Origin of the sequence: Oryzisolibacter sp. LB2S, from assembly GCF_040732315.1 — a bacterium.
Lineage (GTDB): Bacteria > Pseudomonadota > Gammaproteobacteria > Burkholderiales > Burkholderiaceae_C > Alicycliphilus > Alicycliphilus soli.
In genome coordinates this window covers 3,193,751-3,210,340 of record NZ_CP160388.1, presented here as the reverse complement: position 1 = coordinate 3,210,340, position 16,590 = coordinate 3,193,751, and the positions used below count along the sequence as shown (strand labels likewise).

12 protein-coding genes are annotated in these 16,590 nt (G+C 70.2%); 5 read left to right on the top strand and 7 right to left on the bottom strand.

The window, feature by feature from the left end; genetic code table 11:
• Window positions 1-23: 23 nt before the first annotated feature.
• On the bottom strand, window positions 24-2,201 hold the full coding sequence (cphA, locus tag ABUE11_RS15170) for a cyanophycin synthetase (protein WP_367066166.1): 2,178 nt from the start codon (window positions 2,199-2,201) through the stop codon (window positions 24-26).
• 249 nt (window positions 2,202-2,450) lie between these two features.
• On the opposite strand from cphA, the gene ABUE11_RS15165 reads away from it, so the two are divergent.
• The 4 genes from ABUE11_RS15165 to fusA all read left to right on the top strand — a co-directional run bounded on the left by ABUE11_RS15165 (window position 2,451) and on the right by fusA (window position 8,057).
• On the top strand, window positions 2,451-4,757 hold the full coding sequence (locus ABUE11_RS15165; protein WP_367066165.1) for an ABC transporter transmembrane domain-containing protein: 2,307 nt from the start codon (window positions 2,451-2,453) through the stop codon (window positions 4,755-4,757).
• 14 nt (window positions 4,758-4,771) lie between these two features.
• On the top strand, window positions 4,772-5,251 hold the full coding sequence (locus tag ABUE11_RS15160) for a DUF1854 domain-containing protein (RefSeq protein WP_367066164.1): 480 nt from the start codon (window positions 4,772-4,774) through the stop codon (window positions 5,249-5,251).
• 140 nt (window positions 5,252-5,391) lie between these two features.
• On the top strand, window positions 5,392-5,838 hold the full coding sequence (locus ABUE11_RS15155) for a hypothetical protein (RefSeq protein WP_367066163.1): 447 nt from the start codon (window positions 5,392-5,394) through the stop codon (window positions 5,836-5,838).
• A 167-nt stretch (window positions 5,839-6,005) separates the two neighbouring features.
• Window positions 6,006-8,057, top strand: coding sequence for an elongation factor G (gene fusA / locus ABUE11_RS15150; protein ID WP_367066162.1), 2,052 nt, complete (start codon window positions 6,006-6,008; stop codon window positions 8,055-8,057).
• A gap of 123 nt (window positions 8,058-8,180) precedes the next feature.
• Here the strand turns inward: fusA and lon are convergent, their stop codons facing one another.
• The 5 genes from lon to ABUE11_RS15125 form a co-directional block, all read right to left on the bottom strand.
• Window positions 8,181-10,460, bottom strand: a complete 2,280-nt coding sequence (gene lon, locus ABUE11_RS15145) for an endopeptidase La (RefSeq protein WP_367068834.1) — start codon at window positions 10,458-10,460, stop codon at window positions 8,181-8,183.
• 146 nt (window positions 10,461-10,606) lie between these two features.
• Window positions 10,607-11,011, bottom strand: a complete 405-nt coding sequence (locus ABUE11_RS15140) for an Hsp20/alpha crystallin family protein (RefSeq protein WP_367066161.1) — start codon at window positions 11,009-11,011, stop codon at window positions 10,607-10,609.
• Between the two features lie 85 nt (window positions 11,012-11,096).
• A complete protein-coding gene (locus ABUE11_RS15135) occupies window positions 11,097-12,023 on the bottom strand; it encodes a 5'-nucleotidase (protein ID WP_367066160.1) in 927 nt (308 codons plus the stop codon).
• A 157-nt stretch (window positions 12,024-12,180) separates the two neighbouring features.
• On the bottom strand, window positions 12,181-13,410 hold the full coding sequence (gspF, locus tag ABUE11_RS15130; RefSeq protein WP_367066159.1) for a type II secretion system inner membrane protein GspF: 1,230 nt from the start codon (window positions 13,408-13,410) through the stop codon (window positions 12,181-12,183).
• Window positions 13,411-13,429: 19 nt separating this feature from the next.
• Window positions 13,430-14,458, bottom strand: a complete 1,029-nt coding sequence (locus tag ABUE11_RS15125; protein ID WP_367066157.1) for an LLM class flavin-dependent oxidoreductase — start codon at window positions 14,456-14,458, stop codon at window positions 13,430-13,432.
• Between the two features lie 200 nt (window positions 14,459-14,658).
• On the opposite strand from ABUE11_RS15125, the gene ABUE11_RS15120 reads away from it, so the two are divergent.
• Window positions 14,659-15,168, top strand: a complete 510-nt coding sequence (locus tag ABUE11_RS15120) for a CZB domain-containing protein (RefSeq protein ID WP_367066156.1) — start codon at window positions 14,659-14,661, stop codon at window positions 15,166-15,168.
• Window positions 15,169-15,180: 12 nt separating this feature from the next.
• On the opposite strand, the gene ABUE11_RS15115 is transcribed toward ABUE11_RS15120, so the two are convergent.
• Window positions 15,181-16,584, bottom strand: a complete 1,404-nt coding sequence (locus ABUE11_RS15115; protein ID WP_367066155.1) for an ATPase, T2SS/T4P/T4SS family — start codon at window positions 16,582-16,584, stop codon at window positions 15,181-15,183.
• Window positions 16,585-16,590 lie beyond the last annotated feature (6 nt).

Here is a 16,590-nt window from a genome sequence, read left to right as displayed (position 1 = left end):
GCTATTGTTTTTGTGGTGCTGCGTCACGCCTGGTAGTCGAAGGTCTTGATGCCGGCGGCGATCAGGTCCGGCCCTATGTCCATGGACCAGGCCGTGGCAATGGCCGCGAGCAGGGCCGGGGTGTCGGGCCGCTGGCCGCCGGCCGGCGTCAGCGCGGCGAGGGTGCCGAGCACGCGCTCGCTCGCGCCCGTGGCCAGGATGACCTGCTCGCCGCGCACGAACACGGCGCGGCCCTCGTTGCCGTTCTCGGTGTCGGCACGGTGGGCAGCGATGACGGCGTTGTCGGCGCTGGTGGAGTACAGCAGCACCTCGCCGTCGCACAAGGGGGCGAGTTCGGCCACCTGGGCGATGTCGGCATTGAGCACGCCCGCGCCCTCGTCGAGCACCACGTCGATCTGGGTGCGCAGCACGCGCGTCATCTTGGCCTGCTCGAGCACGTCGTGGTCGGCCAGGCTCTCGTAGCCGTCCATGTCGGTCACCACGCCGACCAGGCAGCGGTCGTAGGCCAGGCCTTCCTCGAGGATGGAGCGCGCCGTGGTCTGGATCACCGCGGCCTGGGCCAGGCGGTTGGTCAGCAGGCGGTGGGCGCCGGCCCAGTTGGCGGTGTTGGTCTTCTGCGTCTGGCGGTTGGCGAGGAACATGCCCTCGCTGCTGGCCACGCCGGTCAACTTGCCCGAGAGCTGCAGCAGCCAGCCCACCAGGCGCGCGATGAAGGCGTTGTGCCGCGTGCCGGCAATGCCCACCAGAGGGATGCGGCCCGCGCCCGGGCCGTCCTCGCGCGGGAACAGGTGGTCGGCAATGGCCATGCCCACGGGGCGCGGCGCGCCGCTCGTGGGCTTGAGGTGCATGAGCAGGCCCGGGCCGGCGTTGACCTCCAGAATCGCGCCCTGGCCCTGCAGGGGCTTGGAGACGTCCTTGACGATCATGTCCATGCCCGCGATGTCCAGGCCCACGATCCGGGCCGCGAGCTGAGCGTAGTAGGCCACGTCGGGGTGCACGTCGTCGGTGCAGTCTATGGCCATGTTGCCGTTGCGCTGCAGCAGCACGCTCTGGCCCTTGGCGATGACGCTGTCGGGCGTGACGCCCTGGCGCCGCAGCTCGAGCTGGACCGCGCCCTTTTCCACGTCTATCCAGTCCAGCGGGTATTCCTGCTCGGGGCCGCGGCGCGGGTCCTGGTTGAGCACGGCGACGAGCTCGCGCAGCGTGGCCTGGCCGTTGCCGTGCACGCTCACGGTCTCGCCCTTGGTCGCGGCCACCACCTTGCCGCCCACGACCAGCAGGCGGTGCTCCACGCCGTCGATGAATTTTTCGACGATGACATCCGAGCCCTCGGGCTCGGCGAGCGCGAACGCGGCCTTGATGTCGGCCTCCTTGGAGAGCTCCAGCGTCACGCCGCGCGCGTGGTTGCCGTCGGACGGCTTGACGGTGACGGGGAAGCCGATTTCCTGCGCCACCTCCCAGGCCTCCTCGGCGCTCTTGACGATCTGGCCCTCGGGCACGGGCACGCCGCAGGAGGCCAAGAGGCGCTTGGTGAAGTCCTTGTCCTGTGCGATGCCCTCGGCGATGGCGCTGGTCTGGTCGCTCTCGGCCGTCCAGATGCGCCGCTGCGCCGCGCCGTAGCCCAGCTGCACGAGGTTGCCGTCGTTCAGGCGGATGTGCGGGATGCGGCGCTCGCTCGCGGCGTCCACGATGCAGCCGGTGGAGGGGCCGAGATAGCGGTCGTTGATGGCCGTCTTGATGGCCTGGATGGCGGCCTTGAGGTCAAACGGCTGGTCGTTGATGGCGGCCATCAGCAGGCGGTGGCCATGCTCGAGCGCCACGCGCGCCACGGCCTCCTCGGGGCAGCGGAACACCATGCGGTACACGCCGCGCCTGGAGATCTCGCGCGTCTGGCCGAACTCGGCCGGCATGCCCGAGAGGTTCAGGAGCTCGATGATCACATGCTCGAGCACATGGCCCATCCAGGTGCCGCCTTCCAGGCGCTGGATGAAGCCGCCGCGCTCGCCCACGCCGCAGGTGTGCTCCACGAGGTCGGGCAGCCAGCGCGTGAGGCGCTCGTTGAAGCCGGGGAGCTTGTTGGACGGAAAGTCTTCCAGTTCGCCCAGGTCCAGCCAGACCTCGAGGATGGGGCAGTAGGTCCAGACACTGGGGCCGCGCAGGTAGGTCGTGCGCAGCAGTTGGATATCTTTGAAGGTGGCCATGAAATGCAGGGTGGAAGATTCGGATGCCCGCCCCGTCGGGGCGGCGCCGTGGCTGAATTGTGCGCCCAGAACGGCGGGCGACTGTCTCACAGTCTGTCAGCCGGTGTCAGCCGCCGGGGCCCGCCATGCGTTAGGGGGTGATGCCGCGGTCGCGCCTGCCACCGCCGCGCGCTGGCCGACAATGCCGGCCATGGGCCAGCGCCCATGGGCCAATGCCCCGCCCGAGCGGGGACGGACTGACAGAACAAAATGCAACATCACCATTCAGTGGACGCCTCGGGTGTCTTGCCCGGCCCCTTGGGGGCCGAACTGCGAGCCGTGCTCGCACCCGATGAAAACGTCCAGGCCGCCTTCGAGGTTGACCTGACGCCCGACCTGCGCTTTGCGCCCGGCCTGCTGGTGCTCACCGAGCGGCGCCTGCTGGCCTGCGGCGCGGACGCCGGCGTCCGGCAATGGCTGCTCGCGCCCGGCATGCAGCTGCGCATGCTCGACCATGGCGGCGTGGGCACCTTGGAGCTGCACGACGCGCACGAGCGCCTGGCGCTGTGGCGCTTTACGCTCGGTCGCCACCCGCAGGCCCTGCACCTGCAGCAGAGCCTGGAGGAGCAGGTCGATCGCCTGCAAAACCCCCAGGCGGCCATCGTCCAGAAGGAGGACGTGCCGCGCTGCGCCGCCTGCGGCACGCCGCTGCCCCCCGACAGCGACGAATGCCCGGCCTGCGCACGCCTGCAGCCGCCCCAGGCCTCGACCTGGGTGCTGCTGCGCCTGTGGCGCTTCGCCCGGCCGTACAAGAAGCAGCTGGCCGCGGGCTTTGCGCTCACGCTGGCCTCCACCGCCGCGTCGCTGGTGCCGCCGTACATGACCATCCCGCTCATGGACGACATCCTCATCCCCTACCAGAGCGGCAAGGCCATAGACCCCTGGCTGGTCCTCATGTACCTGGGCGGGCTGCTGGGTGCGGCACTGCTGGCCTGGGGCCTGGGCTGGGCGCGCACCTACATCCTGGCCCTGGTGTCCGAGCGCATAGGCGCGGACCTGCGCACCAGCACCTACGAGCACCTGCTGCGCCTGTCGCTCGACTACTTCGGCAGCAAGCGCACGGGCGACCTGATGGCGCGCATAGGCTCGGAAACCGACCGCATCAACGTCTTTCTGTCGCTCAACGCGCTCGATTTCGCCACCGACGTGCTCATGATCGTCATGACCTCGGTGATCCTGTTCTCCATCAACCCCTGGCTGGCGCTGGTCACGCTGGTGCCGCTGCCCTTCATCGCCTGGCTCATCCACAACGTGCGCGACCGGCTGCGCACGGGCTTCGAGAAGATTGACCGCGTCTGGAGCGAGGTCACCAACGTGCTGGCCGACACCATTCCCGGCATCCGCGTCGTCAAGGCCTTTGCGCAGGAAGCGCGCGAGGCCCAGCGCTTTCGCGCCGCCAACCAGCACAACCTGGAGGTCAACGACAGGCTCAACAAGACCTGGAGCCTGTTCGCGCCCACGGTGTCGCTGCTGACCGAGGTCGGCCTGCTCGTGGTCTGGGGCTTCGGCATCTGGCTCGTGGCAAGAAACCAGATCACCGTCGGTGTGCTTGCGGCCTTCATTGCCTACATCGGGCGCTTCTACACGCGGCTCGACTCCATGAGCCGCATCGTGAGCGTGACGCAGAAGGCCGCGGCCGGCGCCAAGCGCATCTTCGACATCCTGGACCATGTGAGCACCGTGCCCGACCCGGCCAATCCGGTGCGCGTGGACAAGGTGGCCGGCGCCATCGAGATGCGCGACGTGGGTTTCCGCTACGGCAGCCGCACGGTGATCAAGAACCTGTCGCTGGCCATACGCCCCGGCGAGATGATCGGCCTCGTGGGTCACAGCGGCTCGGGCAAGAGCACGCTGGTGAACCTGATCAGCCGCTTCTATGACGTGAGCGACGGCGCCATCCTGGTCGACGGCGTGGACATACGCCGCATGGCCGTCTCCGACTTCCGCCGCCACATCGGCCTGGTGCTGCAGGAGCCGTTTCTGTTCTTCGGCACCATCGCCGAGAACATCGCCTACGGCAGGCCCGACGCCACGCGCGAGGAGATCGTGGCCGCCGCGCGCGCCGCGCACGCGCACGAGTTCATCCTGCGCCTGCCGCATGGCTACGACAGCCTGGTGGGCGAGCGCGGCCAGGGCCTGTCGGGCGGCGAGCGCCAGCGCATCAGCATCGCGCGCGCGCTGCTCATCGACCCGCGCATCCTGATCCTGGACGAGGCCACCTCGGCCGTGGACACCGAGACCGAGAAGGAAATCCAGAAGGCCCTGGACAACCTGGTGCAGGGCCGCACCACCATCGCCATCGCCCACCGCCTGTCCACGCTGCGCAAGGCCGACCGCCTGGTGGTCATGGACCGTGGCGAGATCGTCGAGGTCGGCCCGCACGACGAGCTCATGGCCCAGGAGGGCGCCTACTGGCGCCTCTACCAGGCCCAGGCGCGGCGGGCCGAGGAAGACGCCGAGGCCGCGGGCGTGCGCATCGAGGGGCGCGAACATTCGGCCCACCCGGCCGGCAAGTGAGAAGAGACGCCGCCATGAACACCACCACATCCCGCTTCGACCTGCACCGCAATCCCCATGGCCGCTTGGTGCTGCGCCTGCCGGACGGCACCGAGCACGAGGCCGTCACGCCCGTGCGCGCCTTCCCCATCGCCGCGCCGCTCGAGGGCCTGTCCCTGGTCGGCAGCGACGGCCATGAGCTCGCCTGGGTGCAGCGCCTGGCGGATCTGCCCGCGGCCCAGCGTGCGCTCATCGAGGAAGAGCTGGCCGCGCGCGAGTTCGTGCCGACCATCACGCGCATCCGCAGCGTGTCGAGCTTTTCCACGCCCAGCACCTGGGAGGTGGAGACCGACCGCGGCGCCGCGCAGCTCGTGCTCAAGGGCGAGGAGGACATACGCCGCCTGGCCGGGCGCACCCGGCTGCTCATCGCCGCCAGCGACGGCATGCAGTTCCACGTGCCCGACAGCACCGCCCTGGACCGGGCGTCACGCAAGCTGCTCGAAAGATTTTTGTAGCACTTGGCGCTTGCTGGACGGGCGTTACATGGCAATTGGGCTAAAAAGCCTAAATTTGCCCTGCATTTTGTCGAAATGGGTGTACGACGAGGCGGTCGCTGTATGCCCCGCCTTGTGCGCATTCACAAGGAGCCCATGCCATGCAACTGCCGCCTGTAGACCGATTGCCTGCCCAGTGGCGTTCTCAGGGCGCGGATCTGTATTCCACCGGCGCCTCGGGAGCCGTGGCCGTGCGCCCGGTGAACGCGGCCAACCCCGTCGAATCCGTGGACCGACTGGGGGAGGGCGCCACCGTGCGCGAGCCCACCCAACCCACGGCACCCGACGAGCAAAACCGTGACTGGACGCTGCCGCTGGACAAGAAGGCCAGGCCCGCCGAGGCCGAGGAGCCGCCCCGGGATCCGCCGCTGCACCAGGTGATGCTGGAATTCATCCAGTCCATGTGGCGCGCCAGCGGCAGCGCCGTGGAGCTGGCCCAGGAGGTCAACAAGACCACCCTGCAGGAGCGCCTGGCCCAGCAGGCCAGGAATGACCTGCAGTCGCCCACCTACTCCGACCCCAAGATCAAGCGCACGGGCGGCCTGTGATTCATGGGTAGTCCACTGACGATGGGCTGAAGGGGCCAACGCCATCCCCGCGAGCGCGGGCATCCACGCACGCATTGCGCCGCCGCCCCTGGCGCACGCACTTTCCAAGCGCATGGCCGCGCGGCATGATGGGCGCACCACAACGCCCATCACCGGAGGAGCGCTCCATGACGACTGCGAACCCCAATCCCGTGGAACAGATACGCACCCTGGCCCTGGTCGGGGCCGGCGCCGCCGGCAAGACCACGCTGGCCGAGGCCTTGTTGCAGGCCAGCGGCGCCATAGGAGCGATCGGCAGCGTGGAGCGCGGCAGCACCGTGAGCGACCACGACCCGCAGGAAATCAAGGTCCAGCACTCGCTGCAGGCGTCGTGCATGCATCTGTCGCACGAGGACTGCCGCGTGCACCTGATCGACACCCCCGGCCTGCCCGACTTCATAGGCCAGAGCCTGCCGGCGCTGGAGGCCGTGGAGACCTGCGCCGTCGTCATCAACGCCGCCACCGGCATCGAGCCCATGGCGCGGCGCATGATGGACTGGGCCGCCGAGCGCCGTCAGGACCGCCTGATCATCGTCAACAAGATCGACGCCGAGGGGGTGGACCTGCCCGCGCTGCTGGCCTCCATCCAGGCCGAGTTCGGCAGCGAATGCCTGCCGCTCAACCTGCCCGCCGCTGGCGCCACGCGGGTCGTGGACTGCTTCTACAACCGCGAGGGCGAGAGCGACTTCGGGGCCGTGGCCGACGCCCACCGCGCGCTGGTCGAGCAGGTGGTCGAGGTCGATGGCGACTTCGTCGAGCGCTATCTGAACGACGGCGACATCGACGCCAGCGAGCTGCACGCCCCGCTGGAGCAGGCCCTGCGCGAGGGCCACCTGATCCCGGTCTGCTTCGTCTCGGCGCGCAGCGGCGCCGGCGTGGCCGAGCTGCTCGACATCATCACGCGCCTGCTGCCCAACCCCACCGAGGGCAATCCGCCCGATTTCCTCAACGGCGAGGGCGAGGCCGCCACCCTGATGCACGCACGCCCCGACCCGGCGGCCCATGTGCTGGCGCAGGTGTTCAAGATCAGCATAGACCCCTACGTGGGGCGCCTGGCCTATGTGCGCGTGCACCAGGGCACCATCACCCCGGCGTCGCAGCTGTTCATCGGCGACGGACGCAAGCCGTTCAAGGTCGGCCATCTGTTCCTGCAGCAGGGCAAGAACCATGTGGAAGTGCCCAGCGCCGGGCCGGGCGACATCTGCACCATAGGCAAGATCGACGAGCTGCACTACGACGCCGTGCTGCACGACGCCGCCGAGGACGCGCATATCCGCCTGCGCCCGCTGCCCCTGCCGGTGCCGGTGCACGGCCTGGCCGTGCAGACCAGCAAGCGCGGCGACGAGCAGCGCCTGTGGGAGGTCATGGCCAGGCTCGTGGCCGAGGACCCCTGCCTGAAGATGGAGCGCCTGGCCAGCACGCACGAGACCGTGGTCTACGGCCTGGGCGAGCTGCACCTGCGCATGCTGCTCGAGCGCCTGCAGGGTGCCTACAAGTTCGAGGTCCAGACCCGGCCGCCGCGCATCGCCTTCCGCGAAACCATTGCGCAGGGCGCCGCGGCGCAATACCGCCACAAGAAGCAGAGCGGTGGCGCCGGGCAGTTTGGCGAGGTGCACCTGCGCGTCGAGCCGCTGCCGCGCGGCGCGGGCTTCGAGTTTGTCGATCAGGTCAAGGGTGGCGCCATTCCGGGCCAGTTCATGCCCGCGGTCGAGAAGGGCGTGCGCGAGGCGCTGGCCGAGGGCGTCATCGCCGGCTACCCCGTGCACGACATCCGCGTCATCGTGCACGACGGCAAGCACCATGCGGTCGACAGCAAGGAGGTGGCCTTCGTCACGGCCGGCAAAAAGGCCGTGCAGGCCGCCATCCGCGAGGCCGCGCCCACCGTGCTCGAGCCTGTCGCGCTGCTGACCATCACCGCGCCCGATGGCAGCACGGGTGCCATCACCGGCGACCTGTCGGCGCGCCGTGGCCTGGTCAGCGGCACCGACAGCCCGCGGCCCGGCCAGGTGGCCATCACCGCCCAGGTGCCCCTGGCCGAGCTCGTGGACTACCAGAACCGCCTCAACGCCCTCACCGCGGGCCAGGGCAGTTACACCCTGGCCCTGTCGCATTACGAGGCCGTGCCGCCGCAGGTGCAGCAGCAGCTGGCGGGTCAGTACAAGGTGCGGGAGGATGAATGAGCGCGTGGGCACCGGCCACGCGCCCACGAAGGTGCTCGCGCCGCAGCAGGCCGGCGGGCGCGTGCAGTGACCGACCGGGCCGCGTGCCGGCTGCGCGGCCTGGGGGGCGACATGCCCCGATGTCTATCTTGGTTCCAGCGCCGCGGCGATGGCATCGTCCACGCGTTCGAGCCAGATGAACTCCAGGCGCGCGCGCACCTCCTCGGGAATCTCGTCGAAGTCGCGCCGGTTGCGCGCGGGCAGCATCACGCGTGTGATGCCGGCGGCGTCGGCCGCGATGACCTTTTCCTTCACGCCGCCGATCGGCAGCACCAGGCCGCGCAGGCTGATCTCGCCCGTCATGGCGGTGTCGCTGCGCACGGTGCGACCCGTGAGCAAGGACACCAGGGCCGTGAACATGGCCACGCCGGCGCTCGGCCCGTCCTTGGGCGTGGCGCCCTCGGGCACATGCACATGCACGTCGATGCGAGCGAGTCGCTTCTCGTCGATGCCGAGCTCGCGCGCACGATGCTTGATGAGCGAGAACGCCGCCTGCGCGCTTTCCTTCATCACGTCGCCCAGCTGTCCGGTGAGGATGAGGCTGCCCTTGCCGGCGTAGCTCGTGGCCTCGATGAACAGGATGTCGCCGCCCACGGGGGTCCAGGCCATGCCGGTGGCCACGCCAGGCGTGCTGGTGCGCAGCGCGACCTCGTTCTCGAAGCGCCTGGGGCCGAGGATGCCGTGCAGGTCGTCCACGCCGATTGCCACCTGGGTGGCCGAGCCGTCGGCGATCCGCACCGCGGCGTGGCGCAGCACGCGGCCGATCTCGCGCTGCAGGTTGCGCACGCCCGCCTCGCGTGTGTAGTCGCGGATGATGGCGCGGATCGCGTCGTCGGCGAGCGTGACCTGCGCGGCGCTCACGCCGTTGGCCTCTAGCTCGCGGCGCACCAGGTAGCGCCGGGCAATCTGGAACTTCTCGTTCTCGGTGTAGCTCGACAGCTGCACGATCTCCATGCGGTCGCGCAGCGGGCCGGGGATGGTCTCCAGCGTGTTGGCGGTGGTGATGAACACCATGCGGCTCAGGTCGAACGGCACGCCCAGGTAGTTGTCGCGAAAGACGTTGTTCTGCGCCGGGTCCAGCACCTCGAGCATGGCGGCCGAAGGGTCGCCCTGGATGCCGCGGCCCATCTTGTCGATCTCGTCGAGCATCATCACGCAGTCGCGCGCCCTGGCCTTGCGGATGGCCTGAATGATGTTGCCCGGCAGCGCGCCGACATAGGTGCGCCGGTGGCCGCGGATCTCGGACTCGTCGTGCACGCCGCCCAGGCTCACATGGGCGAACGGCCGCCCCATGGCGCGCGCGATCGACTGGCCCAGCGAGGTCTTGCCCACGCCCGGCGGGCCCACGAAGCACAGGATGGGTGCCTTGCCGTGCGGCGCGAGCTTGCGCACCGCGAGGAACTCGACGATGCGCTGCTTGATCTTGTCGAGGCCGAAATGGTCCTCGTCGAGCACCCGGCGCGCGGCGGCGATGTCGATGTCGCGCGGCGCGGGCTCGGCCCAGGGCAGCTCGATCAGCCAGTCCAGATAGGTGCGCACCATGCCCGCCTCCATGGCGCCGTCGGGCATGCGCTCGTAGCGGCGCAGCTCCTTCTGCGCGGCCTCGCCGACCTCGTCGGGCATGTGGGCGGCGGCAATTCTTTTCCTCAGATCGGCCACCTCCTGCGCCTTGCCGTCGTCCTCGCCCAGCGCCTTCTGGATCGAGGCCATCTGCTCGCGCAGGATGGCGCGGCGCTGGTTCTCGTCGAGCGTGGCCTTGGTGCGCTCACCGATCTCCTGCGACAGCCGCAGCACCTCTATGCGCCTGGCGAGCAGGGCGGAGACCTTGTCCGTGCGAGCGAGCAGATCCGTGGTCTCGATGAGCTCCTGCTTCTGCGCGGGCTCGAAGTCCGAATAGGCGGCGATCAGGTCCGCGAGCGCCCCGGCCGCGCTGGCCGACTGCACGGCCAGCACCAGGGGCTGCGGCGTCTGCGGCAGCAGCTGCAGCGCCTCCATGGCCTGCTGCTTCAGGAGCAGCAGGCGCGCGGCGAGCTCGGGCCCGTCCTGTGCCGGCTCGTCCAGGAACTCGACGCGTGCGGCGAGGAAGGGGGCTTGCTGCACGAATTCGAGCACGCGAAAGCGCTGCAGACCCTGGATCACCAGGTGATGTTCGCCGTCCGGCAGATTCACGTAGCGCAGTATGTTGGCCACCGTGCCCATGCGGTGCAGCTGGTCCGGCGTGACCTCCTCGTCGCCCGCCTGGCGCTGCATCAGGATGCCTATGGGGCGTTCCTCGCGCAGCGCCTGCTGCGCCGCCAGGACCGAGCCCTCACGGCCTATGGTGATGGGGAAGACCGTGCCCGGAAACAGCACCGATTCGCGCATGGGCACGATGGGCAGCACGTCGGGCGCAAAGGTCTGCGTGGCCTCGGCGGCGGGCTGCTGCGCCGCGTTCGTGGTGATGGCCTGGCCACTGGCATCCACCAGGATGACGCCGCTGCCCTCGCTTTCGCCCTTGTGGCCTGCGTCGCTCATGGCGTCTTCTCCAGGCGAATGAGCAGACAGCCGCGCTCGCTCGCCACCTTGGCGGCCGAGTAGCGGCCGGGCGGCAGTGCGATGCGGCGCTCGAAGCGGCCCTGCGGCAGCTCCAGGCGGTGGATGACGGCGGTGCGCAGCGGCTGGGGCAGCACGCGGTGGCCGCTCACGACCAGCGCGCCCTGGTCGATGACCGCGTGCACGTCGCAGGCGTCCACGCCGGGCAGGGCCACGTAGATCAGCAGCGCATGCTCGGTCTCGAGCACGTCGACGGGCGGCTCCCACCCGGGCGCGCCCGCATGGCGCGGCTGAAACAGCTGGCGGTGCAGGCGTTCCATGTGGTCCAGCGCCGCCAGGGCGTTGGACCACATCCAGTCGGAAGATTCATCACGGCGCTTCATGGGTCGTTCCGCAGAAGGGGATACGCCATTGTGCTGCCGTTGTCCCGCGTGGGCAAAGCGGGGCGCGGGCCCCGGTCCAGGCTTCTCAGCCCTGCGGCGCGGCCTCGGGCGCCATGTTGGCAATGCCGCTGTGCACATGGCCCGCGGGCACATGGCGCGCCGCCGATTTCACATGGCCCGTCTGGTCGTCGAAGAAGAAGTCGGGCTCGAACTCGCGCAGGAACTCCCCCTTGGGCAGGCCGCCGAGGAACATGGCCTCGTCCACGGCGATGTTCCAGTCCATCAGCGTGCGGATGGCGCGCTCGTGCGCCGGGGCGCTGCGTGCGGTGACCAGTGCCGTGCGTATGCGCATCTGGGCGCCGCCGGCCTGCTGCAGCCGGTGCAGGGCGGCCAGCAGTGGCTTGAAAGGGCCTTCGGGCAGCGGCTGGGCGGCCTTGGCCTGCTCGTGCTGCTGGAAGGCCGCCAGGCCCTCGGACTGGTAGACGCGCTCGGCCTCGTCGGAGAACAGCACGGCGTCGCCGTCAAACGCAATGCGCACCTCGTGCGGGTGGGCGTCGCCCGCCTGCACCGATTCGGTGAGCACGCGCGCCGCCGGATAACCCAGGTGCAGGGCGGCGCGGACATCGCGCTCGTTGGCCGACAGGAACAGGTGTGCGCCCAGCGGCCGCAGGTAGCCGAAGGGCTCGCGCCCCTGGGTGAACACGCCGCGCTGCACGCTTGGCAGGCCATGGGCCTGGCAGGAGCGGAACACGCGCATGCCGCTCACCGGGTCGTTGCGCGACAGCAGCACCACCTCCACGCGCTGGTGGCCGCCATGGTTGAAGGCCAGCAGCTTTCTGACCAGCGAGAACGCCACGCCGGGCGGCGCCGGAATGTCCAGGCGCGCGCGCTGCAGCTCCACGTAGGCGCGGTCGTCGCCATGCTCGAAGACGCGGTTTTCCTCCTCGAAGTCGAACAGCGCGCGCGAGGAGATGGCGACGACGAGCTTGTCGTTCAGGGTCAGTGCAGCCATGTCGGTATCCTGCGGCGCGGCGCATGAAACTGGCGCAACGCAAGCGCGGGCAGCCGAGCAAGGGCCGCCCCGCAGCGACGGCTGCGTCCCCCTGCCCGCATGGCGCAGCCATGCGAGAGCGGGGGGATGGCGCGCAGCGCCTCAGGGGGGTGTTCCTTCATCTCACGAACTGATTGAGCTCAATGATGGGCTGCAGCACCGCCAGCACGATGAGCATCACGATCAGCCCCATGCTCACGATGAGCAGCGGCTCGAGGATGGTGGCCAGCTGCAGGGCACGGCGCTGCACCTCGGTGCCGAGCTGGGTGGCCGCGCGCGCGAGCATGGTGGGCAGCTGGCCGGTCTGCTCGCCCAGGCGCGCAAACATGGACACCAGGCCGGGGAAGCGCTTTTTCTGCGCTAGCGCCGAGGCCAGCGGCGCGCCCTCGCGCACCAGCACCAGGGCCTCGAGCGCGTCGGCGCGCAGCGCGCGGTTGTTCAGCGTCTCGGCCGCGGCCTGCAGGGCGCGCAGAATGGGCACGCCGGCGCCGGCCAGCATGGCCAGCGTGCCGGCAAAGCGCGCCGCGTTGTAGCCGCGCGCCAGCCGGCCGACCAGCGGCAGCCTGAGCCAGGCGGCGTCGAACTTTTCACGAAATCGGGGTCTGGCCAGCGCCACGCGGGCGCCGGCAGCTATCAAAATTATTGCGCCAAGCAGGGCCCAGCCGTAGCTGCGCACCAGGTCGCTCAGGGCCAGCATGACCACGGTGAGAAACGGCAGGGCGCGCTTGCTGCCCGCGAACGCGCTGGCCACCTGCGGCACCACATAGCCCACGAGGAAGAGCACGATGACGATGGCCACCAGGGTCACGATGGCCGGGTACAGCGCCGCGCCTATGAGCTTGGCGCGCAGCTGCTGGCGCGCCTCCAGGTCGTCGGCCAGGCTGTCGAGCACCTGGGCCAGGCCGCCACTCGATTCGCCCGCGCCGATCACCGCGCAGTAGATGTCGGAGAACTCGCGCGGGTGCTGGGCCAGTGCTCGCGCAAACGTGCTGCCCGCGTTGACCTCGGCGCGCAGCGCCGCCACCAGGTGGCGCTGGCGCTCGTCGTCGGCCTCGTCGGCCAGCGCCGTGAGCGCGCGCTCGAGCGGCAGGCCCGCGCCCACCAGGCCCGCGAGCTGGCGTGTCCAGACCGCCAGGCCCGTGGCGTTGAACACCGCCCGCGTGAACAGCCGCTGCGCCAGCGTGGGCGCGGCGCCCGCGGCGGCCTCGGGCGACAGTGCCTCCACTTCCAGCGGCACCAGCGCCTGCGCGCGCAACAGGTTGCGCGCGGCCTTGGCGCTGTCGGCATCGAGCGTGCCGCGGCGGACATGGCCCTGGCTGTCCAGGGCTTCGAAGGAATAGGCGGGCATGGGCGTGGGATCGGGGCGGTCAGGCTGCGATGGTAGCCGCAGGCAGATCCATCGCGCGTGCCGTGATGTCCAGCGACGCGAGGCGCCGCTCGGGATCGAACAGGTCGCTGACCAGCATGAACTCGTCGGCGCGCGTGGCCTCGGCCAGCGCCGCCAGGCCCGCGCGCACGCGCGCCGGCCCGCCGACCACGCCGACGGCGAGAAAGTCGGCGATGGCGCCGCGCTCGGCCAGGCTCAGGCCATCGAGGTAGTTCTGCACCGGGGGCTGCAGCCGGCCGCGCCGCCCCGTGATGATGCCCAGCACGCGCTGGTAGGTGCTGCTCGCCAGGTACTCGGCCTCCTCGTCTGTGGGCGCGGCGATGACGGGCACGCCTATCATCACATAGGGCTTTTGCAGCGCGGCCGAGGGGCGGAACAGCTCGCGGTACAGGCTGATGGCCTGGTGCAGCATGCGCGGCGCGAAGTGCGAGGCGAACGCGTAGGGCAGGCCCATGTGCGCCGCCAGCTGGGCCGAGAACAGGCTCGAGCCGAGCAGCCACAGGGGCACCTCGGTGCCCGCGCCCGGCATGGCGACGATGGCCTGGCCGGGCTGGGCGGGCGCCAGCAGCCGCTGCAGCTCGGCCACGTCGCGCGGGAAGTCGGCCTCGGTCTCCATGCGGTCGCGGCGCAGGGCGCGCATGGTGGCGCCGTCGGTGCCGGGCGCGCGCCCCAGGCCCAGGTCGATGCGGCCCGGGTAGAGCTCGGCCAGCGTGCCAAAGGCCTCGGCCACCACCAGCGGCGCGTGGTTGGGCAGCATGATGCCGCCCGAGCCCACGCGGATCGTGCGCGTGGCCCCCGCGACATGGCCCACGAGCACGGCCGTGGCCGAGCTCGCGATGCCCGGCATGTTGTGGTGCTCGGCGAGCCAGTAGCGCGCAAGGCCCAGCGACTCGGCATGGCGCGCCGTGCGCACGGCGATGTCCAGCGCCTGGGCCACCGTGCCGCCCTCGCGCACGGCGACGAGGTCGAGCATGGAAAGCCGGGGGAAGGGGGAGTTCTGTGCGTTCATGGCGCCCATTGTGGAGACATGGCCGAAACCCGGTGCCCGCACGGGAATGGATTGTTGACAGTTGCACGCCCCGGGCTACGCATGGGTGACAGAGAATCAATTGACATCAAAGTTGGCATTTTGTAACCTAATGCAACTACTCCGGGGCTGAATCGCCATCAGACCGGAGGCTTTTTTGCTTTGTCGCGGACGGGAGATGTATGGGTTTTTTCAGTCGATTGTTCCAGCCACGGGCCGACGGCCTGCAGGCGCCGTCGGACTGGACGCGTCTGCCCGACACCGATGCCAGCGAGCTCGTGCTGTTTGACGACGAGGCCAACAGGCTCATGGCGCAGTTCGATATCGACGCGGCCATTGCCACGCATGAGCGCTGGCTGCCCTGGCTGGCCACGGTGCTGCAGGGCGCGCGCGACGAGCGCCTGCGCCCCGAAGTGGTGGCCGACGACACCTGTTCCGAGCTCGGTCAGTGGCTCCATGGCAGCGGCCGCATTGCCCTGGGGCATTTCCCGGCCTTCGACATGCTGCTGCGGCGCCACCGCTACTTTCACGAGCAGGCCGCGGCCCTCATCACCCACGCCGAGGCCGGCGAGAGCGTCGCCGCAGAGCGCGCCCACAAGGCCTGCCAGCACGCGTCACGCCAGGTGGTGCTGCTGCTCAGGGAGCTGCAGCGCGGGCTGCAGCACACGCGCCGGCGGGTGGCTGCGCGCTAGCTCATCCATCGCTCACCCCTCGCGCGTCACGCGCAGCAGCTCCTCGCGGCTGGTGATGCCGGCCGCGACCAGGCGCTCGCCGTCTTCGCGCATCAGCCTCATGCCGCCGGACTGGGCCTGGGCGCGCAGCTCGGCCTCGGCCGCCTGGCCGTGGATCAGGGCGCGCAGCGCGTCGTCCACCACGAGCAGCTCGAACACGCCGGTGCGGCCCGCGTAGCCCGTGTGGCCGCAATGCGCGCAGCCCGTGCCGTTGCTGCCGCCGTGGCAGTGGCCGCAGTACCGGCGCACCAGGCGCTGGGCCAGCACGCCCAGGAGGGATGAGGACAGCAGGAACGGCTCCACCCCCATGTCGGTCAGGCGCGTGACGGCGCTGGCCGCGTCGTTGGTGTGCAGCGTGGCCAGCACCAGGTGACCCGTCAGGCTGGCCTGGATGGCGATCTGCGCGGTCTCGAAGTCGCGGATCTCGCCGATCATGATCACGTCCGGGTCCTGGCGCAGGATGGCGCGCAGGGCCTTGGCGAACGTGAGCTCGATCTTGCTGTTGACCTGGGTCTGGCCCACGCCGGGCAGCTCGTACTCGATCGGGTCTTCCACCGTCATGATGTTGCTGCGGCTCGCGTCCAGGCGCGAGAGCGCGGCGTACAGCGTGGTGGTCTTGCCCGAGCCCGTGGGGCCGGTCACGAGGATGATGCCGTGCGGCTGGGCAATCAGGGACTCCAGCCGCGCCAGCGTCTCGCCCTGCATGCCCACGGCCTCCAGGCTCAGCTTGCTCTCGCTCTTGTCCAACAGGCGCAGCACGGCGCGCTCGCCATGGGCGTTGGGCAGGGTGGAGACGCGCACGTCGATGGCGCGCGTGCCCAGCCGCAGGCTGATGCGGCCGTCCTGCGGCAGGCGCTTTTCGGAAATGTCCAGGTCCGCCATGATCTTCAGGCGGCTGATGAGCGCCGCGTGCAGTGCGCGGTTGGGCTGCACCACCTCGCGCAGCGTCCCGTCGACGCGAAAGCGCACGCTGGAATGGCGCTCGTAGGGCTCGATGTGGATGTCGCTCGCGCCGTCGCGCACGGCCTGGGTGAGCAGGGCGTTGAGCATGCGGATGATGGGCGCGTCGCCCGCGGACTCGAGCAGGTCCTCCACCGCGGGCAGCTCCTGCATCATGCGCGAGAGGTCGGCCTCCTCCTCGACCTCGCTGACCACGGTGGCGGCGCTCGACTCGCTCTGCGCGTAGGCGGCGCTGATGCGCTGGGCCAGGGCGGCGGCCTCGGTCTGCATGAACTGCTGCACTGCGTGCTTGCGCAGCACCTCGGACAGGGCGCTGGCGTCGGGCGCGGGGCCGTGCCAGAGCGTGAGCTGCTGGCCGTCGTCCTCCAGCAGCAGCTGGTGGCCGCGCGCAAAGGCGTAGGGCAGGGGGTGGCGCATGCCGGG

Coding starts and splice junctions, on each gene's coding strand:
- cphA (WP_367066166.1), bottom strand. CDS start 2,201: ATGGCCACCTTCAAAGATATCCAACTGCTGCGCACGACCTACCTGCGC.
- ABUE11_RS15165 (WP_367066165.1), top strand. CDS start 2,451: ATGCAACATCACCATTCAGTGGACGCCTCGGGTGTCTTGCCCGGCCCC.
- ABUE11_RS15160 (WP_367066164.1), top strand. CDS start 4,772: ATGAACACCACCACATCCCGCTTCGACCTGCACCGCAATCCCCATGGC.
- ABUE11_RS15155 (WP_367066163.1), top strand. CDS start 5,392: ATGCAACTGCCGCCTGTAGACCGATTGCCTGCCCAGTGGCGTTCTCAG.
- fusA (WP_367066162.1), top strand. CDS start 6,006: ATGACGACTGCGAACCCCAATCCCGTGGAACAGATACGCACCCTGGCC.
- lon (WP_367068834.1), bottom strand. CDS start 10,460: ATGCGCGAATCGGTGCTGTTTCCGGGCACGGTCTTCCCCATCACCATA.
- ABUE11_RS15140 (WP_367066161.1), bottom strand. CDS start 11,011: ATGAAGCGCCGTGATGAATCTTCCGACTGGATGTGGTCCAACGCCCTG.
- ABUE11_RS15135 (WP_367066160.1), bottom strand. CDS start 12,023: ATGGCTGCACTGACCCTGAACGACAAGCTCGTCGTCGCCATCTCCTCG.
- gspF (WP_367066159.1), bottom strand. CDS start 13,410: ATGCCCGCCTATTCCTTCGAAGCCCTGGACAGCCAGGGCCATGTCCGC.
- ABUE11_RS15125 (WP_367066157.1), bottom strand. CDS start 14,458: ATGAACGCACAGAACTCCCCCTTCCCCCGGCTTTCCATGCTCGACCTC.
- ABUE11_RS15120 (WP_367066156.1), top strand. CDS start 14,659: ATGGGTTTTTTCAGTCGATTGTTCCAGCCACGGGCCGACGGCCTGCAG.
- ABUE11_RS15115 (WP_367066155.1), bottom strand. CDS start 16,584: ATGCGCCACCCCCTGCCCTACGCCTTTGCGCGCGGCCACCAGCTGCTG.